The 23,552-nt window shown below is 38.5% G+C and carries 18 protein-coding genes, 1 tRNA gene and 1 pseudogene; 14 read left to right on the top strand and 6 right to left on the bottom strand.

The window, feature by feature from the left end; genetic code table 11:
* Positions 1 to 18 precede the first annotated feature (18 nt).
* From kdpC to AC4MC0_RS14495, 3 genes are all read left to right on the top strand, one after another.
* Positions 19 to 621, top strand: a complete 603-nt coding sequence (kdpC, locus tag AC4MC0_RS14505; protein ID WP_374956031.1) for a potassium-transporting ATPase subunit KdpC — start codon at positions 19 to 21, stop codon at positions 619 to 621.
* A 206-nt stretch (positions 622 to 827) separates the two neighbouring features.
* Positions 828 to 3,476 (top strand): ATP-binding protein, encoded by a 2,649-nt coding sequence (locus AC4MC0_RS14500; RefSeq protein ID WP_286431979.1) that lies wholly within the window; start codon positions 828 to 830, stop codon positions 3,474 to 3,476.
* A gap of 27 nt (positions 3,477 to 3,503) precedes the next feature.
* Complete coding sequence (locus AC4MC0_RS14495; protein WP_010115588.1) at positions 3,504 to 4,217, top strand: response regulator; 714 nt, start codon at positions 3,504 to 3,506, stop codon at positions 4,215 to 4,217.
* A gap of 50 nt (positions 4,218 to 4,267) precedes the next feature.
* On the opposite strand, the gene AC4MC0_RS14490 is transcribed toward AC4MC0_RS14495, so the two are convergent.
* Positions 4,268 to 4,579: a transposase family protein gene (locus tag AC4MC0_RS14490; protein WP_491887137.1), complete on the bottom strand. Its 312-nt coding sequence runs from the start codon at positions 4,577 to 4,579 to the stop codon at positions 4,268 to 4,270.
* Between the two features lie 106 nt (positions 4,580 to 4,685).
* Positions 4,686 to 5,000: a transposase family protein gene (locus AC4MC0_RS14485; RefSeq protein ID WP_286432002.1), complete on the bottom strand. Its 315-nt coding sequence runs from the start codon at positions 4,998 to 5,000 to the stop codon at positions 4,686 to 4,688.
* A 331-nt stretch (positions 5,001 to 5,331) separates the two neighbouring features.
* On the opposite strand from AC4MC0_RS14485, the gene AC4MC0_RS14480 reads away from it, so the two are divergent.
* Entirely contained in the window at positions 5,332 to 6,747 is a 1,416-nt protein-coding gene (locus AC4MC0_RS14480) for a glutamine synthetase family protein (protein WP_286431975.1), read from the top strand.
* Positions 6,748 to 6,757: 10 nt separating this feature from the next.
* Complete coding sequence (locus AC4MC0_RS14475; RefSeq protein ID WP_004733097.1) at positions 6,758 to 6,973, top strand: hypothetical protein; 216 nt, start codon at positions 6,758 to 6,760, stop codon at positions 6,971 to 6,973.
* Positions 6,974 to 7,018: 45 nt separating this feature from the next.
* On the opposite strand, the gene AC4MC0_RS14470 is transcribed toward AC4MC0_RS14475, so the two are convergent.
* Positions 7,019 to 7,798: a TorF family putative porin gene (locus AC4MC0_RS14470; protein ID WP_010115581.1), complete on the bottom strand. Its 780-nt coding sequence runs from the start codon at positions 7,796 to 7,798 to the stop codon at positions 7,019 to 7,021.
* A 156-nt stretch (positions 7,799 to 7,954) separates the two neighbouring features.
* Between AC4MC0_RS14470 and AC4MC0_RS14465 the strand changes: the two are divergent.
* Positions 7,955 to 8,419, top strand: a pseudogene (locus AC4MC0_RS14465) (recombination directionality factor); the annotation flags it as partial.
* Positions 8,420 to 8,466: 47 nt separating this feature from the next.
* On the opposite strand, the gene AC4MC0_RS14460 reads toward AC4MC0_RS14465, so the two are convergent.
* From AC4MC0_RS14460 to AC4MC0_RS14450, 3 genes are all read right to left on the bottom strand, one after another.
* Complete coding sequence (locus AC4MC0_RS14460; RefSeq protein ID WP_286431972.1) at positions 8,467 to 11,169, bottom strand: ATP-dependent DNA helicase; 2,703 nt, start codon at positions 11,167 to 11,169, stop codon at positions 8,467 to 8,469.
* 51 nt (positions 11,170 to 11,220) lie between these two features.
* The gene (locus tag AC4MC0_RS14455) at positions 11,221 to 11,988 is read right to left on the bottom strand and encodes a hypothetical protein (protein ID WP_286431970.1); all 768 of its coding nucleotides are present in this window, start codon (positions 11,986 to 11,988) and stop codon (positions 11,221 to 11,223) included.
* Positions 11,989 to 11,997: 9 nt separating this feature from the next.
* A tRNA-OTHER gene (locus tag AC4MC0_RS14450) sits at positions 11,998 to 12,082 on the bottom strand.
* Positions 12,083 to 12,347: 265 nt separating this feature from the next.
* On the opposite strand from AC4MC0_RS14450, the gene AC4MC0_RS14445 reads away from it, so the two are divergent.
* From AC4MC0_RS14445 to acnA, 8 genes are all read left to right on the top strand, one after another.
* Positions 12,348 to 13,556, top strand: coding sequence for an ABC-three component system protein (locus AC4MC0_RS14445; RefSeq protein ID WP_286431968.1), 1,209 nt, complete (start codon positions 12,348 to 12,350; stop codon positions 13,554 to 13,556).
* Complete coding sequence (locus tag AC4MC0_RS14440) at positions 13,557 to 14,042, top strand: three component ABC system middle component (RefSeq protein ID WP_286431966.1); 486 nt, start codon at positions 13,557 to 13,559, stop codon at positions 14,040 to 14,042.
* Complete coding sequence (locus tag AC4MC0_RS14435) at positions 14,039 to 16,000, top strand: DUF3732 domain-containing protein (RefSeq protein ID WP_286431964.1); 1,962 nt, start codon at positions 14,039 to 14,041, stop codon at positions 15,998 to 16,000. Before AC4MC0_RS14440 ends, AC4MC0_RS14435 begins: the two co-directional genes overlap by 4 nt.
* Positions 16,001 to 16,221: 221 nt before the next feature.
* Entirely contained in the window at positions 16,222 to 17,811 is a 1,590-nt protein-coding gene (locus AC4MC0_RS14430; protein ID WP_005400798.1) for a peptide chain release factor 3, read from the top strand.
* Between the two features lie 91 nt (positions 17,812 to 17,902).
* On the top strand, positions 17,903 to 18,721 hold the full coding sequence (locus AC4MC0_RS14425; RefSeq protein WP_491887136.1) for a hypothetical protein: 819 nt from the start codon (positions 17,903 to 17,905) through the stop codon (positions 18,719 to 18,721).
* Between the two features lie 47 nt (positions 18,722 to 18,768).
* Complete coding sequence (locus AC4MC0_RS14420) at positions 18,769 to 19,719, top strand: RsiV family protein (RefSeq protein ID WP_335997730.1); 951 nt, start codon at positions 18,769 to 18,771, stop codon at positions 19,717 to 19,719.
* Between the two features lie 12 nt (positions 19,720 to 19,731).
* On the top strand, positions 19,732 to 20,547 hold the full coding sequence (locus AC4MC0_RS14415; RefSeq protein ID WP_335997755.1) for a TatD family hydrolase: 816 nt from the start codon (positions 19,732 to 19,734) through the stop codon (positions 20,545 to 20,547).
* 127 nt (positions 20,548 to 20,674) lie between these two features.
* The gene (acnA, locus tag AC4MC0_RS14410; protein ID WP_335997732.1) at positions 20,675 to 23,428 is read left to right on the top strand and encodes an aconitate hydratase AcnA; all 2,754 of its coding nucleotides are present in this window, start codon (positions 20,675 to 20,677) and stop codon (positions 23,426 to 23,428) included.
* Positions 23,429 to 23,552 lie beyond the last annotated feature (124 nt).

Here is a 23,552-nt window from a genome sequence, read left to right as displayed (position 1 = left end):
TTTTTTGAGGATGACAAAGTGAATATGCAAAATCATCAATTGGCAGACTCATCATGGGGTGAGAAACTGCGCGCTTCGTTTGGAATGACCATCATTGCTCTAGGCTTATGCGGCTTTGTATATAGTGCTGCTGCAACCGGCTTAGGACAAATGCTCTTTCCAAAACAAGCCAACGGCAGCTTGATTGTCGAAAATAATCAAGTGATCGGTTCACGCTTAGTGGCACAGCCTTTTGCCCAAGTTCAATATTTCCATCCGCGTCCATCTGCCGCAAATTATGATCCTATGGCGATGGCCGGAAGCAACATGGCGAGAACCAATCCTGAACTGCAGAAAGCCATAGAGGAACGGCTGAATCGAATCGCAGCGAAGGAACAGATTGAAAAATCTAAAATTCCTGCGGATCTGGTCACCGCTTCAGGCAGCGGCATCGACCCTGAAATTAGCGTGCAATCAGCCATGATTCAAGTGAAGCGGATTGCCCATGCACGGCATATGCCTGAACAGAATGTCGAAAAACTGATTCAGTCGCATACGGTTCAGCCGATTTTTGGGATTTTAGGGCAGGCACGTATCAATGTGCTTGAATTGAATTTGGCTTTGGATCGGGGCGGGAAGTGATATGAATGGCTTGAAGATTAAAATATAGTGATTGAACGCTATTAAATAATTTGAATTAAGTTACATACGATTGTTGGGCGAGGGGATGTTCTATACCTCCGCCCAACGGTGGCATCCATATTGCCCAGCAATAGCCAAGCTGACTTTAGACGCATTTAAATGAATTTAAAAACATTTTTTTAAAGCAATAAATAAAGATTACTTCTATGACTGATCAACGAACCAATAAAGCCGATGTTTTGCTGCAACATACACAGCGTTATCAGTCTGGGCGGCTGACGATTTTTTTAGGCGCAGCTCCGGGCGTGGGAAAGACCTTTGCCATGCTGGTTCGTGCGCATGAACTGGCGCTGCAGGGCATTAATATCGTCATTGGCTATGTAGAAACGCATGGCCGTAGAGAAACTGAAAATTTAATTTCTGGTTTAGATATAATTCCGCGAAAGGCTATTGAATATCAAGGGCAGCATCTGGAGGAAATGAATCTAGATGCCGTTTTGGATAAAAAGCCCAGTATTGTTTTGGTGGATGAATTTGCCCACACTAATATGCCCGGCAGCCGTCATGAAAAACGCTGGCAAGACATCAATGAATTATTAGATGCTGGTATTGATGTTTTTACCACCATGAACATTCAGCATTTGGAAAGTTTGAATGATGTGGTATATCAAATCACTGGGATTCGTGTCACTGAAACCGTGCCAGACCGAGTGTTCGAACGGATTCGAGATATCCGCTTAATTGATTTGCCTGTGAATGAGCTGTTGGAGCGCTTAAACCAGGGGAAGGTTTATGTGCCTGAGCAAGCGGAACAGGCCTTACAGCGATTTTTCAACAGCTCCAACTTAACGGCACTGCGTGAACTGGCAATGCAAACCGTTGCCAATTATGTTGATAATGATGTACGCGAAAATTTCGCCATACAAGGACTTGCTCAAATCCCCTTAAAAAATCATGTCTTAATTATGATTGATGGTAAAGGGCATTCTGAAGCTTTAGTTCGGACTGGATGTCGTATTGCCGAGCATCGTGTGGCAAACTGGACGGTTGTTGCTTTTTCTCATGATACGCAAATCATGAATAAACAGGAAAACTCGCAAAGCCGTGAAATAGAACGGGCTTTAAACTTAACGCGTCAAATGGGCGGAATGACAGAAGTCCTTCACGGCCAGCAACATGCTAAAACTTTATTTGATTATGTGATGGACCGCGGCATTTCAACCTTAGTTTTAGCGCAAGCGGCTCCGCAAAAGTTTTCTCTGAATTTAAGGCTCAATTTGATTGATCAGTTGTTGCAATACCGGCCCAGTTTTGAACTCAGTATTGTGCCGATTATTGCAGAGAATAAGCATCTGTCCTTTTTCACTCAAAGGGCATTCTTGTCGCTAAGAGAAATACAGTACGTACTAGCCACCACGGTCATCAGCATTGTGATTGCAAGCTTAGGGGAAAAGTATTTAGGGATTGAAGATCTTTCGGTGATTTTTATCACCGCTGTGGTTTTTGTGGCATCAAAAACACGGATGCTGGCTGCAGCTTTTTCAGCCATCCTATTCTTTCTAGCTTATAATTTTTTCTTTATTTCCCCGCAATTTACATTTCAAATTTCTGCACATCAGGGGATTGTCACCGTGATTGCATTTTTGGGCGCGGCTTTAATTTCGAGCCGATTAGCGTCACGTTTGAAAGAGCAGGTGACTGCACTCAAAACGGCGAACAGTTATAACAGCATTATGCAGGATTTAGGGCAGAAGCTGTCCACAGCATTAGATTTGGCACAAATCAAGGAGATTGCTGAACATAGCCTGAGTAAAAATCTCAATGCAGATGTCTGGCTGTATTTCCCAGATACTGCAGCAACTCAAGCATCATCCACTATCATGAGTAATAAAGAAAAAATTTCAGCCGATTGGACATTCAAAAACCATCAACCGTCCGGTCGCTTTACCCAAACCTTGACGGAAAATGAGTGGTGGTTTTTGCCCTTATTGGCTTCCAAGCAATGCTTAGGCGTGGTGGGGTTGAAACTTAAAGATGTGCAAGCAGTAATCAATACGGAGCAAAAACAGCTCGCTGAACTCATGGTAGAGTATCTTGCGCAGGCGATTTTCCGCACCCAGCTGACCAAGGCTTTGGAAATAGCCAATGTGAATTCTGAAACGGAAAAATTGCGCTCGGCATTATTATCATCCGTATCGCACGATTTACGCTCGCCTTTGGCGTCGATGATTGGAGCAGCGGATACTTTGAGCACTTACCGCCATTCCATGAATGAAAATGATCAGGACAGCTTGCTGGAAGCGATTCATTTAGAGGGGGAGCGTTTAGACCGCTATATTCAAAACCTACTGGATATGACCCGTTTAGGCCATGAAGGCTTAAGCTTGAAGCGGGACTGGATTGGAGTTGATGAACTGATCGGTTCAGCAGTGCGCCGTTTAAACCGTTATATGCCAGATGCATTGGTTGAAGTGCGTGCGCCTCAAGAATCTTTGAGTTTATTTGTACATGCCGCCTTGATTGAACAGGCCATTTTTAATGTGCTGGAAAATGCCGCAAAATTTTCACCAGAGAATAAAGCTGTGATGATTGAGGTGCAGCAGGTGAATGAAAATGAGATCGAAATTGCCATAACTGATAAGGGGCAGGGTATCCCGGAAGGTGAGCGGGAACGCATTTTTGACATGTTTTATACCATGCAGCGCGGTGACCGCGGGCAATATGGTACAGGATTGGGCTTGACGATTGTGAAAGCGATTGTGGGTGCGCATATGGGGAAAATCATGGCATCATCAGGCAAGAACAATCAAGGAACATGTATCCGCATACAGCTTCCTATTCAGCAAATTACTTAAAGCATCTAGCAGCTTTTAGGTGGGAAAATGCCAGAACAGAATGAATCAGCCAGCTCCATGACCAATGTCTTGATTATTGATGACGAAAATCAGATTCGAAAATTCTTGGATATAGCACTCAGAGCGCAAGGCTATAAAACGCTTTTGGCTGAAAATGGCCAAAAGGGCTTGGAACTCCTAGCTTTGCAAGGTGCGGATTTAGTGATCCTCGATTTGGGTTTGCCAGATTTGGATGGTTATGAGGTTTTGTCTGAGCTTCGCACATGGTCGCACGTTCCAGTGATAGTGCTGTCTGTGCGGGCAAATGAAGAAGAAAAAGTGAAGCTTCTGGATGCTGGCGCAAATGATTATGTGACCAAGCCGTTTAGTGTTCAGGAGCTGATGGCGCGCATTCGTGTACTGCTTAGGCAGCATCAGCATAGTACTGTTTATACGACAATTTTTGATGATGGCGTATTAAAAATCGATTTTTCCAAACGGCAGGTTTTTTTAAATCAACAATTGCTCTCCTTAACGCGCAAAGAATATCAGCTGCTGAATTTATTGGCGAAAAATAAAGGCCAATTGATTACCCAGCCGCAAATACTGAAAGAGCTGTGGGGGCCAACGCACCAAGAAGATACGCATTATTTAAGGATTCTGGTTGCTAAATTAAGAGTGAAGTTAAATGATAATGCTGTGCAGCCTAAATATATTATTACTGAACCGGGAGTGGGTTTGCGATTTTTGAAGATTTATTAATATTAAATATGTCATTTATTTTACATGAGTAATTAGACCTCTTTCATAAATCATTTTTTGCACAGTTCCAAGTTGTAGATTCCAGCGATTAAATTGAATCTCAAACCAAGCCTTTTACCTCTATTTCGATAACACTCAGCAAGGATTTTGAAGGTTTTCAGGCTGCCAAATACATGCTCAATTCCGATTCTTCTTTTATTGATTTCTTGATTATAGATTTTCAATTCAGGATCCAGTTTACAGTGTCTTTTGGCTTTTAATGGCAACAGGCTATTCGGATACAACACATAAATCCCCTGATAGCCTTTATCTGCAAGGATAAAAGCCCCAAAAGGAATCTGGTTTAAATTGCGTTTGAACAACTCGAAATCATGCACTGCACCGCGACTGGTACATAAACTCAGAATTTACTGAGTTTTGTAGTGAATCATGGCCTGTACTTTAAAGGTATGGGTCTTTTTCTTGCCGCTATAGCTTTTGTTCTGTTTTTTTAGGCCTTTGGATTGGAATTTCCGTGGCATCCACGATCACAACATTCCAGTCGATGCCTTTGCCCTCGGGTAAATCTTTGGATAAATTAAACAGATCGGACCGAATCAGGCAGTCTTCAACATGACGGACAATTCTTGAGGCTGTGGGCTCTGAAACCCCGTAACTCGTCGCAACGTGAAATAAGGTTCGGTATTCCCGCCAATAGCTCAGACAGAGCAGAACCTGATCCTCCAGGCTTAACTTGGGCGGTCTGCCTTTGGCAGAGACATGCTTCTGCAATTGCTCAACCATCAAATAGAAAGTTGACCATGAGATGCCTGTCTATCGCTTGAACTGAGGATCAGAAAGCTTGTTTGAATCGATGTATTTCATCCGCAGATTATGCACGAATGCTAAGAAATCCGGAGTGCAAATATTAACCAAAAAGAAGATCGTTTTTTGATTTATGAAAAAGATCTATTGTTATTTTTATGTTTTAACTTATTTTAAATTAGCTTTTTCGTGGTTTTAATAGTTTAAAAAATAATCATATTAGTTGGGTGCTTTTTTACGGTTTATTTACGTTACATTCGGTAGAACTTGTTTTATTTTGATCATTGTTAATATTTAACAGGACAAAATAATGAGTAATTTACTCATGGTTAGACATAATATAGCTGACGAAGAAGCGGTCCCTGAATCCATGCCATCTGCGCGTCAATGCTGCGATATTGAAGATATTCTATTTTCAGAAGAAATCGAAAACTATCTGCAGCGCTATCCCAATACCCGTCATGTTGAGATTTGCCTGCACGATTTGAATGGTCATGTCCGCGGCAAGCGCATAGATATTGTCGGTCTAAAAAATATTGCACAAGGCTGTTATTTCCCAATGTCTATTTATGCCATGAGTCTTGATGGAGAAGTGATTGAAGAATCGGGTTTAGGAAAATCGATCGGTGAGCCGGATTATTTATGTAAACCTATATTGGGAAGCCTGCAGCCCTGCGCTTTAAATCCAGAGTCCAATGCACAGTTATTCCTAACCATGAAAGATGACAATCATCAAGATTGCGAAGTTGAACCGCGCAATATTTTAAAAAAAAGTTTAAGAGCGCTGCATGATCAAAACTTTTATCCTTGCATGGCCGCAGAATTGGAGTTTTATTTATTTGACAGCAATGAAAAATCTGGCTCCAATCAGATTTATTTAAATCAATGTTTTGATGTGAATGTGCAAGATAAATATCAAGACGTTCTGGATGAAATTGAACGGATTGCCCTTTTGCAGGGGATTCAGATTACAGGCTTAGTCTCGGAATCATCTTCCGGGCAATACGAAATTAATATTCAGCATAGCGGTGATATTTTGAAGCTATGCGATCAGATCATGATGCTAAAGCGCACCATTAAGCAAGTCGCTGTAGAACATGGGTTACATGCAAGCTTTTTGGCTAAGCCTGATCTGAATAAAGCGGGCAGCGGCATGCACTTTCACATGAGTTTGTTAAATCAAGACCAGCAGAATATTTTCAGCATGAAGCAGAATCCTTTACCGTCACGGCAATTATTAAAGGCGATCAGCGGGCTGATAGTCTTGCTGCCGCCGTCCATGGCCGTGCTTGCCCCGAATGTAAACTCATTCCGCCGGTTTAAAGCTGGAAACCATGTGCCCTTAGAAGCTAATTGGGGCGTGAATAACCGCAATGTGGCCATTCGCATACCATGTTCGGACAATGAAAATCAACGCTTGGAATATCGTGTTGCAGGTGCGGATTGCAATCCTTATTTAACTGCAGCCCTGATTTTGATCGGCACACTGCATGGGTTGACACAGAATCTGGAAATTCCACAGCAAGCCACTCAGATAAAAAATAAACATCAGCCACACTTTTTAAGTACGAATCAGCTGGATGCTTTAACATGTTTTCACCGGAATACTGTTTTGCAAAAATATCTCGGCAAAAGATTTATGGAATTATGGTGTGCAGTTAAACGTGCTGAGCATCAGTATATGTACAGCCAAATTACTTTGATCGAACAACATTGGGATATTTAACTGCTTAAAAATGTATAACACGATAAATAATGAAGATGATGCTAGAAATCAGAAGCTCAATGAAGAATTATATTTGAAGTATAGTTTACAGGAAATTGATTCTGACATTTTAGTAAAGAAATACCAGTATGCGTCAAAAAGTATGAAAAAAATAATTCATACTATTTTTAAAGAAAGAGGTTTTAATCGAAGTGAGATAGATCATATATTGAAATTACTCAAGTAAAATAATTATGCCAATAGTATTGCTGATACTATTGGCATTTAACTTTTAAAAAGATTTAGTCAGGGTGAATACTGCTTCAGTTTTTACCCCTTTTTTATTTTGACTTGTAAAGTCTTTGGTTTTTAAATTACTACCAACCGCTGCTAATTCTGCATTTATTCCCATTGGGTTATAGCGGTAAGTTGCACCAATTTTCCAATCAAAAAAATGGTCTTTTGCTTCAGAACCATAAATGTCCTGATTTGCTTTGGAATAACCTAAGCTAACATTTGTGCCAAAATTAGTTTGAGCAATCGGTGTAGCATATAAGACATTAAAATACCAATTTGAGATATCTTTACCTATACTGTCACTGGCAGCTTTGCCGCCATAGTTATAGGTATAGCTTATGCTTGGTGTAAAGCTATCGTTCTGATGCAGCAACGCATTAAAGATCATTTTGAAATAGTATTCATTATAATTTAAATCGCTGTTGCCGATGTAATTGTAGCGCAGCATGCCAAGATCAACTGCAGGATGGATTGAACCTAGCGCGATTGGCGCTGTATAGCCGATCTGGGGATCCAGTTCTAAATTTACTTCGTCATCAAAATCAACATTCGATGCAAATGCAGCAAGATAAAATCCTGAAGCATGGCTTAAAACAAAGTTTCCCTGCAAGGCCGGATCATTCTGGGTTTGCGTTTGGCCGCGCCAGCGGTAGTCGCTGGCCAATGATACATTACCTGAAAAGCTTAAAGCGGGAGAGCTTTCATCTCCCGTAGCAAAAGCATAACTTGAATAGAGCGGTATAAGGCTAAAAAGTAGATGGTATAATTTTTTCATAACACTTTAAATTAGTAGTCATTGAAGTAATGTATGTTATGGTTTAATTTATTGATATATAATAAAATTATCGTAAATTTTGCGTAAAATAAGTATAAAATTTAAGATGAATATTTTTTAAAGTAATAAAAATCAGTATTCATATTGTCTAAAAGACGTTTGCATATGAACTTTAATAAGTTAGATGAATTTGACCCCTTTATTTTTAGAACCACAGGCTTTAACAGTATTCGGACTTTGGCTGCGCGACTGAGTTATTACCATGCAGCGTCTAATGGTTTGTTATCTTGCCTCCCATTGCAGTTGATATTGCGTGGTAAGAGTACGACACAGAGCTATCGTCAGCCAGTCTATTACGTGGATCTGACTTTAAGAGAAGGGATTAGCTTGAATGAAGCGATTATGCAGGCGAAGCAAATGGATGAGCAGAGTAAGCAGGCAGGGTTTTATCAGGAGGCTTTGGACTTTACTGCAAGGAAGGGCTTTGGGAATGGAAGGATGGACGTAGACATGGAGGAAGGCTCGGAGGTGGTTGAAGAGTTTGATCAGCAGATTGAGGAAACTCAGACTGAATTTAATATTCAGCAGGGATTGAAAGGATCAGTGACGGCTTTAATTTAATATGTATAGAGGAGAGACTAGTCTCTCCTCTAACTCTTAAAATAAATTTAATTAATAGTTGTTAATTTTTTTCGACTTGCAAGTAAATGAACATCTTTAGCATTATTAGTGCGACATAGTTTTTTCAGAACATTGTGCTGTGTTTCAGGGGTCCAAAAAATCTTTAAGTTTTCACGAGCACGAGTTATAGCTGTGTAGAAAATACTATGTGTTATTTCATCTTCATTTGCATCAGTTATAACAACTTTTACAGAATCATATTCAAGCCCTTGTGCTTTATGAATTGAAACAGCATAAGCTACTTGAAATGGAATAATAGTATTAAGTGAATCATCATCATCATCACTATTGTCAGAGAGAAATACTGAAAAACGTACAATTGAATCTCTAAGCCATTCAAGCTCGGTTCCATAGACATCGAACTCAGTTAATGGTCTATCTAATTCAATATCAAATTGAATTCCACTATTAATTTCTACAATATCAATAATTTTTCCTTTTAAATTATTATAGATAACAGGTCTAAATCTTTCAGTCTCAGAGAATAAAATAGGATCACCAACTTTATAAGTGGTTATGCCCCATGTAACTGATTTTCCTGGATTACTACTCTGAAGAAAGCGATTAATATTGTTAATGCCATATAGTCCATCATAATTAAGGCATAAGATAATTTCATCATGAAAATGTTTTTCGAATAAATTATTATCTAATATGGTTGTATATTGATTACGTACCATTAATTCAGCAATATCATCTTCAATATTTCTTACTTTTCCCCAAAAACTTAATAGGTTTTGATTTGATGTTCTATAAGGGGTAATTAATTCAAAAACAGATTTTTTATGTATAAATGATCTAATAGTGCTGAACCAATTGCCAAATTGAATTGATTCAATTTGATATACATCACCGACTAATATTAAGAGTTTAAAAGAGGTTTTATTTAAAACATCTAAGATATCGGTATTACTTACAGTGCTGCATTCATCAATAATAAGTAGATCATATTCTGTAGAAGAACTCTGCTTACTGATATGGCTTCTAATGGTGCTAAATTCTGAATTTTGAGCACTTATTTTACGTTTTAGATTGTCTATAGCTGGGTTTGTATGCGCTAAAAATAGTTTTTTCTTATCATTAAAGTAATGAGCTATATGGTCAACCATAGTTGATTTGCCAGTACCCGCAGCACCATAAATAATAGCTACTTTAGAGTCACCAAATAATTGTTTTAATGTATCAACTTTTACAGGATCATCGATCGAAATCGGTGTAGAACTTAGCCATCGATCGACAGCCTGAGTATAACCGGCAATACCTTCTTTAGAAAACTCTTGAAGCTTATTTACAATAGTGTAGGTGTCATTTTCATATTGATTAATAAAAATATGACCTTTATCAGTTATTATTTTTCTATTTTCTCTATGTTTGTAGTAGAGTTGATTGTTGTATTTTTTAATTAAATCGTCAATCAGATTAAAATTTTGTATATCCTCTAAAGGAGTGTAAAGTATACCTTTTTGTTCAATATTATTTTTTATACGTCTTGCTAGAAATTCTTCTTGGCATGCACTAAAATCTAAGCTTTCTATTAAATCTATTAATTTAGGATTATGCCCTCTTAATGATGTACAAAAAGGCATTTTCTCAAAAGGAATACAACTATAAGATAAATTTAGATTTGATAATAATGGGCATCCACGAGAATCATGTTGAGATTTTATTATCTGATTATTCATTTTGAACATTAAATATCTAAGGGTTTTACAACCAGGTGATTGGTTTGTATATAAAATTCTCACCTTGTCTATTATTCTAAAAATTTGAATATTATTTAAATCATTATTTAGTGCTTGTGATTTAATTTGATTATATAAGTTTTCATTTAATTCGATTAAGTCTAATAAATTTCCTGATCTTTCGGTTAGCCAAGCCATTAAAAATCTATATTCATTAGATTTGGTATTGACTTGTATTCTTGATCCTAGAATCTTTGCATAGTTGTTAAATTCGCATTGTCGAATTGATATTTCCCAATTACGAATAATTATAATTGGCATATTATATCCCAGTACTTCAATTGATTCATTTTGAAGTGCTAAATTACAAGCATAATCTTTAGAAATATCGATGCTTGTAAAAGCAATTATTCGATCATGCTTATTAACTTTATTAAAAGCGCGGTAAAAAGTTACTTCATAATAGACAGACCCATTAATATAAAATGGGCGTGTCTTATGAATATAATATTTATCTACTCTATAAGCTTTAGATTTTGTTTGATTAATATAATTAATTTTTTCCGAAATTTTTTCATGATATTCACGAAGAGATGGATCTAAATCAACAGGAAATAGCTCTAAATTTCTAAGTATTGAAACATTGAATTTTTGATTTAATAAGCTTCTTATTCTATAAAGATACTCATAATACTTTAACATCAGTCTTTCTGAAGAATCACCATCTAACGTATAGTGTGAAGCACTTATTTGAAGTAGTTTATGAAATTTTCCAAGAAAATTATATTTAGATTGCCCTTTAACAAAAGATAATCCTGACTCAATTAAAGGATAACTAAATTCAGTATTTAGAGAATTAGATTGTAATGCTACCGCAATGCCTTCAATTAAGTTTCTAAGTTGTGAAAGAATGTTCTGTGAAAGTATCTTTCTTTGATCTTTTAATGCTTCAATATTTTGGCAAATTACCGTATCAGCATTTTGTATTTGTAATAAAACAGACGACATTTTAATACCCCTTTAAAATTTTAAAAAGTTTTGTTATAAGATTTTAAAAAATTAACAAAATAATTTGTAGGCTGTTAATAATTTAGGGCATTGAGTATTAAAGAAATTTGTCATATAACCTAAAGGATTATGTTTGCTTAATGCAACTCTTTGAGCTCTTTCATATTCATTATATAAATCTAAGTTTTTTAGCCAATTTTCTAAATCTTCCTTAGATTCTGGTTCTGGTATATGGTTTTCGACAGCATGTACATAATTGATCGTCATTGCAATTAATGAAGAAACGTCTTTTAATGTAGGAAGACCAATATTAAAATCTTCTAATAATTTATAACTACATAGATGTTTATAATTGTCTTTAATTTGATTATTAGCATCTTTTAAAGCCATAATTTGAGATGCTGTGAGAGATGCTGTAGATTTTCTATGAATAATTCTATTTCGCCAGTGAATCAAAAGTAATGGACCCAACTGTAAAGCAGGATCGTTAATCTTGAGATGTTCAGTCAGTGCTAAGTGTTTTTGGCTTCTATCAGCATCTTTAGGTAGAGTTATATTGCCAATATTAGGAGATCCTATAATTAGAGAGTTATAGGTGCATAGTTCTTCTGCAACAAATACAATTGTTGCTTTTAAAGTAAATTGGCGAGCATCGCGGCTCGAATGTTTTATATTTGAAGGATTCCAAGAAATATTAAGTTCTTCAGGTTTGGTACACTTACCCACTTCAACACCGGATAGACCTACTGCTATAGTATTAAGATGGTGAACAGTTTTTCCAACTGAGTCGATAAACGGCTTATAGGCTGGTGTTTTCATAAGCTTAATTGGTGTACAGCTAGGAATCGAACCCAGACTCCGGCTTTAAGAGTACTGCTTTAATCGGCCGGCGTTTAACCATTAACTTCTGCACATAATCCTTTGATATTTTACGTTCTTTTTAAACACGGTATGAGTGTAAGCTCTTTAGCTATTTATACTTCAAAGCTAATAGCGGAGCAATATTTTTCTATTAATGATAGTAAAAAAAACAAAGAAATATAAGAAAATTCAGTAGAAATATACAACTAGAAGAAACATGAATTTTAACTTTTAGACTATAGGTGGTTAATAAATATGCTTTACAAGTGTTAAGATACTTTTTTTCAAAGTTTTTATTGATATTGATGGGGCGATGAATGAGTATTAAAAATGCTGATCATTCGGCAGAAGCATCGGCTTTGGGTTTTTTCTATCAATCTTTGTATGCATTAGATACTTTACTAAACTTATCAACAGATAATGCCGCTATCTCTATTGAAACTTTGGATGACATTCAATTAGATGAAAATGGTCAAAATTTACTGTACCAGTTAAAACATTCTATTAAATCGAATCCACCAGCTTTAACTATTAAATCAAAGTCCTTATGGAAGACGATAAAAGCTTGGGTGGATATTCTTCCGAAGATTTCTTTATCCGAAACAAAGTTTCATCTAGTTGTAGTAAGTGGAATCAGTAAAACGGATCCATTAAATGTATTAATTGATTTGACACAAAACAGAAATAGCCTTTTGAATGCTTTAGAACAAGAAGCTACAAGAGTTGTAACAGAAAGGGAAATAGCACAAAAACAAAAGAAAAAAACTTTACCGCATGCAGATCGTAAGGATGGTTGTGAAGCTTTCTTAAGCTTAACAGGTGGGCAAAGGAAAAATCTATTTGATCGTGTCATGGTAATATCAAGATCACCAAATATTAATCAAATCGAAACATCGATAGAAGAAAAGCTGACGCTTTTTCCATCCTTATATAAAAAAAATATTGTAGAAAAATTAGTAGAGTGGTGGGATAGACAAGTCATTTACTCTTTAAGTGGTATTCGGGAAAGATATATTTTAAGAAATGAATTGCAATCAAAAATTATGGAAATTTCAGCTGAAATTGAACATGAAAAACTGTTACCTGAATTTGAGCGAAGTGAGGTACCTGATGGGCATATTCCTAATACAAGATTAATAGCTCAAATTGATTTAGTAAAAGGTCGACAATCTGATAAAACCAAAGCAATTCGTGAAGAGTGGAGGGCTAGAGAACAGCGTTCTAAATGGGTTAGATCAAATCCAGGTATGTCATCTAGAATTCATGAATACGATGTTCTATTACAAGAGTATTGGGAAGATAAACACACTACAATGTGCGAAGACTCTGAAAATAGTGATGATAATGAAAAATGTAATGAAGGATTAAACTTGTTACGGTGGACACATAATGACGCCCCAAATTTAATAAGACCGTTTGCTGAAAGTTGGTCTGCTGCATATTATATTCGTGGCTCTTATCAAGTGTTAGCTATAAATTTAACTGTAGGATGGCATCCTGAATATATGAAAAATTTAAGTAAATAAATGAAAATTTCACATGATATTTATGCGGAGATGAATCCTGCGTTTTGTGCGTTACTTCTTGAAACTTTTGTTGATGCTTATATCCGTACAGTAAATAGGTCTCCTGATCTGCCATTAGTGTATGTGGCCTTACCCCTTTTATTATCAGATGATTATATTCTTTTATTTGATGGTACCAATAAGACAACTGGTTTAAGAGAGTGGTTAAAAAGAAGTCCGAACTACGATCTTGATATTCATATTCGCTTGAATGGTAGTTTAGATATTGTTACTGAAGCACTTCAATTTGGATGTTTTTCTGGATATTTAGAGCTTACTGAAAAGGCTCAATTATCACTTGGGTTTAATAGTTTTAAAAAATCAAAAATCAGGAAAATTGATAGTGATTTGTTGAGAGTAGTTAAGTGCGCTGAGAGGTTGGGATGTTGGTTTGCAGAGGCAGGTTCAACTAAGGCAGTCTTTGATATTATGGGGTTAACAGTTTGAATCGTTGGAATATTAGTAAAATTTTCTTTTTTAATTCAAATGGCGAAGAAATTAGAGAAATAGATTTTGATTTAAATACTGTAAATATTATTACTGGTGCATCCGGTACAGGTAAAACAGCAGTTATTAAAGCTCTTGATTATTGTTTAGGATCTAGCACTTGTGAACTAGCTGCTCATATTCGTAGACGAAGTATTTGTGTAGGAGTTAAATGGGTAGCAGGTGCTGAAGAACTTATTACAGCCAGAGTAATACCACCGGTTGGGCAAAAGACAAGTTCAAAAATGTTTGTGAGATCAGGGCGAAATTTGGAGATATCTAAAAAATATAAAGATTTAGATGGCGCGTGTACACTTGATTCAGCGAAGGACTATATAGAAAAGGTATTCGGAATAGGTGATATCCAAAGAAAAAATAACTTTACTGGAAAAACTCTTGGTAAGGCCTCAATTCGAAATATAACGCCATTTTTACTGATCACGAAAGAAGTTATTGATAGTGAGTCACTTCTATTTCATAGCATGGATGATGCTGAAAAGTCTAAAGATTTTTTAGCAGCTTTGCCTTATTATCTTAATATATCGAATGAAGAAAGTATTTATCTTGAACAACAACTAAAAAAACTAAAAAGTCGTTTAGAATTAGAGAAGAATAAGAAAAATTTGACTTTAAGGTCGCAAGAAGACTCAATAAGTAAAGCAAGAAATTTTTTAGAAGAAGCAAAAAGATTAGGTTTAAATGTTTTCACAAGTGATGAAAACAGTCTAAGCGACATCATAGAAAATCTCAGAGAAATTTTAAAAGTTGAAACTCAATTTATTAATTACCCCGATAATAGTGAGATATCATTACTAAATATTAAAAGGAAAGCTCTCCTTGATGAAATAACCGAGCTATATAGTAAATTAAATGCTACAAAAAAAGTTATTCTTGAGGCATCAGGTTATAAAGGAACAGTAGCAAGACAATTAAATAAGTTGGAATTAGTAAATCACTTTAATCTTTCTAATATTCCTGAACAATGTCCGGTTTGTAAGTCTGAGTCAAAGATTGGAATTTCAATGGCGGAGCATTTAAAATCTACTCTAATGCAAATTAGAGATGAGAATATTTCAATTAAAAGAGTCGAGCCTAAGCTGATTCTTTTAGAAAATAATTTAAATGATAAATTAAATGATTTAAATGCTATGTTATCTCATGTCGATTCAAAAATTCAGTCTTGGTATAGACAGACAGAAGAGATGAGACAATATGATGACCATTCTAAACAACAAGCACATCTCAGAGGGCGGATATCATATTTTTTAGAGACCTTTCAAGAGGATATACAGGAAGGAGTTGATTTAGATGTATTATCTGCAGAGATTCAAGAAATTGAAGCACAAATTGATAAAAGCTCCAAAGAAATAAAATTGAGAAGAGCTGAATTAAAGATTTCTAAATTTGCCACCGAAAATTTTCAATTACTACCAACAGTTGCACCATGTGTAAATGCTGAGTTAGATTTTAATGCCTTAAAACCTGAAATTAGTATAATAGAAAATGAAACAGAATCTATCCTTAAAATGTCAGATTTAGGTTCAGATCAAAATTACTTAGCAATTCATATTTCTCTAGCTTTTGCACTGCATAAGTATTTTGAAACACAAAAAACCTCAGTGCCTGGTGTCTTATTCTTAGATCAAATCAGTCGACCTTATTTCCCTTCGACACTAAAAGATGAAAATGTGATATTCGGGAGTGACAATGATGAAGATATTAATGCTCTAGAGAAACATATTGAATTTATTTTTAATGAAACTGCAAAAATAAAAGGATTGCAGGTTATTTTACTTGAACATGCTTATTTTTCAAAAGATAAAAAATATGTAGATGCAACGAAGGAACGATGGGGGAGAGGATCGCACAGAGCTTTAATCCCCCTGGACTGGGCAGTTAGGAAAGATTTAAAGAAATAATAGATTAATCGTTTTTAAATTTCACTGTAGTAGCTAAGCTTAGAGGAGACAAAGTTAATTGATCGTTTATATTAAAAATATCTGGGAATAGGGTTCGTAGTGAGTTAATGATTATCAGCTGAAATCTGCTACAATTGCGCCAATTTTAAGTTATCACTTCACTGGCTTGATACACATTTAGAAGTGTGTACAAAACTGTGTACATATTGAAGATTTCCCTTATGTTTAAAGATCAATTAGCTAGAGAAGTAGCGGCTCGCAGAACTTTTGCTATTATTTCCCACCCCGATGCTGGTAAGACCACCATGACAGAAAAATTGCTGTTGTGGGGACAGGCCATTCAGATTGCAGGTATGGTGAAAAGCCGTAAATCGGACCGTGCAGCCACTTCGGACTGGATGGAAATGGAAAAAGAACGTGGTATTTCGATCACGACCTCTGTGATGCAGTTTCCATTTAAAGACAAGATGATCAACCTGCTGGATACGCCGGGACACGAAGACTTCTCGGAAGATACGTATCGTACCTTAACGGCAGTCGATTCAGCTTTGATGGTAATCGATGGTGCAAAAGGTGTTGAAGATCGTACCGTGAAACTGATGGAAGTGTGTCGTATGCGTGACACACCGATCATTTCATTTGTGAACAAAATGGACCGTGAAATCCGTGAGCCTTTAGAGCTGTTGGATGAAATTGAAAACGTTCTCAAAATTAAATGTGTGCCGATCACTTGGCCGCTCGGTACCGGTCGCGACTTCGCTGGGGTGTTTAACCTGATCGAAGAAAAGTTTTATGTGTATAAAGCAGGTTTTGGTTCAACCATTACCGAAATCGAAGTCCGTGATGGTTATGACTATCCAGACTTACGTGAAAAAGTCGGTGAGCTGGCTTGGGCGGCATTTGAAGAGTCTCTAGAGTTGGTGCAAATGGCCAATGAGCCTTTAGACCGCACAGAGTTCCTTGCGGGTCGTCAAACGCCTGTATTGTTTGGTACAGCATTAGGTAACTTTGGTGTAGACCATGTGTTAGATGCATTTAGCAACTATGCGCCTGAACCTAAAGCACACCCAACAGAAAATCGTTTGGTTGAAGCGACTGAAGAAGGTTTTACTGGCTTTGTTTTTAAAATTCAAGCCAATATGGACCCGAAACACCGTGACCGTATTGCCTTTATGCGTATTTGTTCAGGCAAATATGAAAAAGGTTTGAAAATGAAGCATGTGCGTCTGGATAAAGATGTGCGTATTAGTGATGCTTTGACTTTCTTAGCTGGTGATCGCCAGCATCTAGAAGAAGCATGGCCGGGCGACATTATTGGTTTACATAACCACGGTACGATTCAAATTGGTGATACCTTCACCTCAGGTGAAAAATTGCAATTTACGGGTATTCCGCACTTCGCCCCTGAAATGTTCCGCCGTGTACGTTTGAAAGATCCATTGAAATCGAAGCAGTTACAAAAAGGCTTAAAAGAACTTTCGGAAGAAGGTGCAACACAGGTCTTCATGCCGCAAAACAGCAATGACTTGATTGTCGGTGCGGTAGGTGTGCTTCAGTTTGAAGTGGTGGCATACCGTTTGAAAGAAGAATACAAAGTCGACTGCGTCTACGAGCCTGTGAGCATTAACACTGTGCGTTGGGTGTCATGTGACGATGACAAAAAATTCAATGAATTTAAGAAAAAAGCACATGACCAATTATCGGTAGATGGTGGTGGTCACTTGACCTACTTGGCACCGAGTCGTGTGAACTTACAACTGATGCAAGAGCGTTATCCAGACATCGTGTTCCGCAATACCCGCGAACACTAATCGGGATGTTAAAAAATAAAACAGCTTCTTCGTGAAGCTGTTTTATTATGCAAGATACTTTAATTTTAATCATGAATTTCATGGAAGACGCATGTTGCAGAAACAGGCTATTTATACAATATTGGTGAGTTTGACTGTCTTATTGACGGCATGTGACTCCTCTAAACAATCTGAAACAGACACAGATGCCAAAGGCTCGGTATTTAAAACAGAGCGGGCTGAAGTGTTACCATATTTAAATATTCAGCAACAAGCGGCTGATATTGCACAGCCATTTTGTGAAACCAAGAATTGTATTGAATTAGATCTGCAAAGTTTAACAACGGCAGATCCGTGGTTAAACCAATGGATTGCCAAAAGTCAGGCTCGAGTGATTCAAGATCAAATTGGCTTAAAACAAGACATGAACTTACAGCAGGCCATTAATGCCTATGTGAAAAAGTCGGATACATGGCAAGCTGAATTCAAGGGTAACAAGGCTTATAGCTTGGCGATGTATACGCGTATACCGTATCAGCGCAATCAGTTTGTGCTCATGCAAATTGGGGTTGATACCAATCAAGAGAATGTAAATGTTAAGGAACGTTATTATTTCTTTGTTGCAGATCGTAAAAACCAAAAAACGGTGGCATTATTAGATTTAATTCATCCGAAACAGCAACTGGCGATGAATGTGTTAGTGCAAAAAGCGTATCAAGACTGGTTGAAGAAACAAGAACTTGAAGTGCGAAAATCTGCACCAGCGAAGTTGTACTGGGGGCAAGCAGATTGGTTTTTTGACCAAGAGGGCATTGGTTTACACTATCGGACTCATGAGATTGTAAAAGATGGCACTCAGCTTGATATTTATTTGACGAAAGCACAAACTCAACAGGCATTAAAAGCCGATGTCTATACCCAGTTGTTTTAGTGCATTGGCCAAAGCAAGAGCTGGCTTCACAAGGTAATAGGTTATTTATGTTAAAAAGCAAAACAATATTTACAATCAGCGTACTTGCAGCTGCCATCAGTTTGACAGCCTGCCAACCAAAAGATAAAGAGCCTCAAACTCCTGCAACGCAAACAACAGCAGCTTCAGAGGCAGAAACAGCCTTAAAGCTGGTCGGTGACACTGAAAAATTACAATTCGAATTACCTGAATGTGATGGCAATGCTTGCCCAGAATTAAACATTGATCGTTTACAAAGTAATCAAGCGTTTATTGATGATTTTATTGATCAACAAATTGTGAAAGATCTCTCGCAGATTATTGATATTTCGCCGATGCATAGCAGTTCTGATAGCACGGCATCAAGTGCGGTGGCGGCAAGTTCTGAACCTGCAGTAGTGGGCCAAGTCATCACCCCTAAACTGAAACTAGAGAAACAAGTTCAACCTTATTTGGCTGCTTTTCTGGGTTTAGACCAAGAGTTGAAAGCCTTAAGTTCTAACCATCAAATTAGTTTGATGATTAAGCCGAAAATTTTAAATGCCAAAGACCCTTTGGCCACGGTGGTATTGAACACCAGCAGCTACTTAGGCGGTGCACATGGTTCATCGTCACAGCATTATTATAATTTTGACTTGAAGCAGCAAAAGCTGGTGAGTTTGGATGATCTATTGTTGCCGAATCAGAAGGCAGCGTTAAATAGAGTAGCGCATGAAGCCTTTCGTACTTGGGTCGTCGACTCTAAGTTAGCGACCAATGTCGATGAATATGAGCAAGCGTGGAAGTTTAGCTTGAGTAACAATTATTACTTGGGCACTGAAGGTCTGATTTTGCAATATGGCGAGTATGAAATTGGCCCTTATGTGGTGGGTTTACCGCGCTTAACTCTTGGCTATGATCAACTCCAGAAAATTTTAAAGCCTGAGTATTTACCCAAAGCCAAACAGAGCGCACAGGCTGCTTCAGAAGCCAAGAGCTAATCAAGCATGAGCTTGCCTCTGTTCGACACTCATACTCATTTTGATGTTGCCGATTTTGATACTGATCGGCAGCATTTGGCCGAGCAAGCAAAATGTGTTGGGGTAGAGGCACTGGTCCTTATTGGTTTTCTTGAATCGCGATTTGATGCGCTGATTCAGACCCATCAGCAACTCAAAAGCTGGGAGAATGTTCCATGCTCTTATCTTGCCCCAGGTTTACATCCGTTTTATATCGAACAGCATCAGACTGAACACTTACAACGTTTAGAGCAGGTCCTGCAGCAGCAGGACTGTGTGGCTGTGGGGGAAATTGGTTTAGACACCTTTTTAAAAGAGCATAAACAGCCTGCACTTTTCGCCAAGCAGCAATCTTATTTTTCTGAACAACTGGAACTTGCTCAGCAATATCAAAAGCCAGTGTTATTACATATTCGCAAAGCACATGCAGAAAGCATTGCCATTTTAAAAGCCCAAAAATTCAAATTTGGTGGTATCGCTCATGCCTTTAGTGGTGGGGTGGAAGAAGCCAAGGCCTTGGTCAAACTCGGTTTTAAAATTGGGGTGACAGGGCAAATCACTAATCCAAACGCCAAAAAATTGCATCAAGTGGTGCAAGCACTTGGTAGTGAACATTTGGTGATTGAAACGGACTGTCCTGATATGACGCCGTTGTGTTGTCAAACATCGACTGAGCACCGTACCCGCAATACGCCAGTGAATTTACCTTATGTTTTGGAGAGTCTCGCACAGACACTGGATCAGTCTGAGCGCTCGCTAGCAGCTCAACTCTGGCAAAACTCATTGGCTGCATTGCATTTAAAATTTTAGAAGAATAAGACAATAATCTCGATAAAAATAAGATAACCAAAAGGGAACACATTCTTTTCTAAACAGGCTTACATTAAAGAAAGAACATCATAATAAATAAATTCGCCAATACTGGGAGGGCAACAGAATGGCCAGATATAGCAAAATCAATAGTTTCAATGCATTACAAACACTCACGGTGGGTGAAAAATCCTATCAAATTTTTAACCTCCCTCAAGCCGCCCAAACATTGGGTAATATTGATCAATTACCCAAGTCTTTAAAGGTCTTACTCGAAAATTTACTCCGTTTTGAAGATCAAAAAAGTGTAAAAGTAGAGCATATTCAAGCCCTAGTCGATTGGCAAAAAACCAGAAGCTCTGATCAAGAAATTCAATATCGGCCTGCACGTGTGCTGATGCAGGATTTCACAGGGGTTCCTGCCGTGGTTGACTTGGCTGCCATGCGTGCCGCAATGGCACAAGCGGGTGGCGATCCGAATTTGATAAATCCCTTGTCCCCTGTCGATTTGGTGATTGACCATTCCGTGATGGTCGATCATTTTGCGGATAAAGATGCCTTTGCTGAAAATGTCGAAATTGAAATGCAACGCAATGGTGAGCGCTATCAATTTCTGCGTTGGGGACAATCGGCCTTTAATAACTTTAGCGTTGTCCCGCCCGGTACAGGAATTTGCCACCAAGTCAATTTAGAGTATTTGGCTCAAGCGGTATGGCTGGGGGAGGATGAGGGACAAACTTTTGCGTTCCCTGATACCTTGGTGGGAACAGATTCGCATACTACCATGATCAATGGCTTAGGCGTGCTCGGTTGGGGTGTTGGCGGGATTGAAGCTGAAGCGGCGATGCTCGGGCAGCCTGTATCCATGTTGATTCCTGAAGTCATCGGTTTCAAACTCATAGGGAAACTCAATGAAGGTATTACCGCAACGGATTTGGTTTTAACCATCACACAAATGCTACGCCAAAAAGGCGTGGTTGGTAAATTTGTCGAATTTTATGGCGATGGTTTGGCTGACTTGCCTTTGGCTGACCGCGCAACTATTGCCAATATGGCTCCTGAATATGGTGCAACCTGTGGTTTCTTCCCCATTGATGACGTGACCTTGGCCTATTTAGCGTTGACGGGTCGTGAGCAACAACGGATTGATTTGGTTGAAGCGTATAGTAAAGCGCAGGGCTTATGGCGAAATGCAGGTGATGAACCCGTTTTTACCGATACTTTGAGCTTGGACATGAGTACAGTGCAGGCCAGTTTGGCAGGCCCTAAACGTCCGCAAGATCGTGTCTTGCTAGCAGATGTACCTAAAACTTTTCATGATTTGATGGAACTAAATCTCAAGCCAGCTAAAGAGGCCAAAGAGCGTTTAGAAAATGAAGGCGGTGGCACAGCTGTTGAAGCTAAAAAAGCCAATCTACCGCATGAGGAGCCATCTTGCACTATTGATGGAAAATCTTATCCCTTGAACCATGGTGATGTGGTCATTTCAGCCATTACCTCATGCACCAATACGTCCAATCCCAGCGTGATGTTAGCCGCGGGACTTCTTGCCAAAAAAGCCATTGAAAAAGGCCTACAGCGTAAACCGTGGGTGAAAAGTTCGCTTGCACCTGGTTCTAAAGTAGTGACCGACTATTTGGCTGCGGCAGGTTTAACACCGTATTTGGATGAGTTGGGTTATAACTTGGTTGGCTATGGCTGTACCACGTGTATCGGCAACTCTGGACCACTGCCTGAACCGATTGAAGAAGCCATTCAGTGCCATGATCTCAATGTCGCTTCAGTGCTTTCAGGCAACCGTAACTTTGAAGGGCGTGTGCATCCTCTGGTGAAAACCAACTGGTTGGCTTCGCCGCCTTTGGTGGTGGCTTATGGTTTGACGGGCAATATCCGTACAGATCTGACCACGCAACCGATTGGCCTCGGCAAAGATGGGCAAGCAGTCTACTTGAAGGATATTTGGCCGAGTCAGGCTGAAATTGATCATGCGCTACAGAGCGTAAATACCGCGATGTTCCATAAAGAATATGCCGCAGTATTTGATGGTGATGCAGCATGGCAGGAGATTCAGATTCCTCAAAGTCAGACCTATGCTTGGCAAGAGAATTCAACCTATATTCGCCACCCGCCATTTTTTGAAGAGATTGGTCAGCCACCGAAACCGATTACCAATATTGAACAGGCACGTATTTTGGCTGTGCTTGGAGACTCGGTCACCACCGATCATATTTCCCCAGCGGGTAATATCAAGAAAGACAGCCCCGCAGGACGCTATTTGCAACAGCAAGGGGTTGAACCCAAAGACTTCAACTCTTACGGGTCTCGACGTGGGAACCATGAGGTGATGATGCGAGGCACTTTTGCCAATATCCGCATTAAAAATGAAATGCTCGGTGGAGAAGAAGGTGGAAACACGATCTATATTCCAACAGGAGAAACCTTGCCGATTTATGATGCCTCTATGTTTTATCAGCAGCAACATACGCCGTTAATCATTATTGCTGGGAAAGAGTATGGCACAGGCTCATCACGTGACTGGGCTGCCAAAGGCACGAACTTATTGGGGGTTAAAGCGGTGATTGCCGAAAGTTTTGAACGAATTCACCGTTCGAATTTGGTTGGTATGGGAGTATTGCCATTGCAATTTGTCGATGGACAAACGCGCCAATCCTTAAATTTAGCAGGTCGTGAAGTACTTTCGATTCATGGACTGTCGGATGATATTCAGCCGCATCAAACTTTGGATATTCAGGTGCTTCGAGAAGATGGCAGCCAAGACCAATTTACAGTGTTGTGCCGTATTGATACCTTGAATGAGGTGGAATACTTTAAAGCTGGCGGCATTTTGCATTATGTACTGCGTAATTTAATTGCAGCCTAATCTCAATGAAATAAAGCCCTGTCAGTAGCAGGGCTTTCTTATTTGTAGCGATGAAATCTTTCAGCCTACATTCAATCCAAGGTCGTATTCAGGTAAAATGAACACGATTTTACCGATATAGATG

The sequence above is a fragment of the Acinetobacter sp. CAU_H_S139_7 genome, assembly GCF_058599305.1.
This window is presented reverse-complemented; position numbering and strand designations above follow the sequence as displayed.

Bases quoted from the DNA above. Each gene is read 5' to 3' on its own strand.
- AC4MC0_RS14480 (WP_286431975.1), top strand. From the start codon at position 5,332: ATGAGTAATTTACTCATGGTTAGACATAATATAGCTGACGAAGAAGCG.
- AC4MC0_RS14455 (WP_286431970.1), bottom strand. From the start codon at position 11,988: ATGAAAACACCAGCCTATAAGCCGTTTATCGACTCAGTTGGAAAAACT.
- AC4MC0_RS14425 (WP_491887136.1), top strand. From the start codon at position 17,903: ATGTTGCAGAAACAGGCTATTTATACAATATTGGTGAGTTTGACTGTC.
- AC4MC0_RS14485 (WP_286432002.1), bottom strand. From the start codon at position 5,000: ATGGTTGAGCAATTGCAGAAGCATGTCTCTGCCAAAGGCAGACCGCCC.
- AC4MC0_RS14475 (WP_004733097.1), top strand. From the start codon at position 6,758: ATGTATAACACGATAAATAATGAAGATGATGCTAGAAATCAGAAGCTC.
- AC4MC0_RS14430 (WP_005400798.1), top strand. From the start codon at position 16,222: ATGTTTAAAGATCAATTAGCTAGAGAAGTAGCGGCTCGCAGAACTTTT.
- AC4MC0_RS14500 (WP_286431979.1), top strand. From the start codon at position 828: ATGACTGATCAACGAACCAATAAAGCCGATGTTTTGCTGCAACATACA.
- AC4MC0_RS14445 (WP_286431968.1), top strand. From the start codon at position 12,348: ATGAGTATTAAAAATGCTGATCATTCGGCAGAAGCATCGGCTTTGGGT.
- AC4MC0_RS14495 (WP_010115588.1), top strand. From the start codon at position 3,504: ATGCCAGAACAGAATGAATCAGCCAGCTCCATGACCAATGTCTTGATT.
- acnA (WP_335997732.1), top strand. From the start codon at position 20,675: ATGGCCAGATATAGCAAAATCAATAGTTTCAATGCATTACAAACACTC.
- AC4MC0_RS14460 (WP_286431972.1), bottom strand. From the start codon at position 11,169: ATGTCGTCTGTTTTATTACAAATACAAAATGCTGATACGGTAATTTGC.
- AC4MC0_RS14420 (WP_335997730.1), top strand. From the start codon at position 18,769: ATGTTAAAAAGCAAAACAATATTTACAATCAGCGTACTTGCAGCTGCC.
- AC4MC0_RS14440 (WP_286431966.1), top strand. From the start codon at position 13,557: ATGAAAATTTCACATGATATTTATGCGGAGATGAATCCTGCGTTTTGT.
- AC4MC0_RS14470 (WP_010115581.1), bottom strand. From the start codon at position 7,798: ATGAAAAAATTATACCATCTACTTTTTAGCCTTATACCGCTCTATTCA.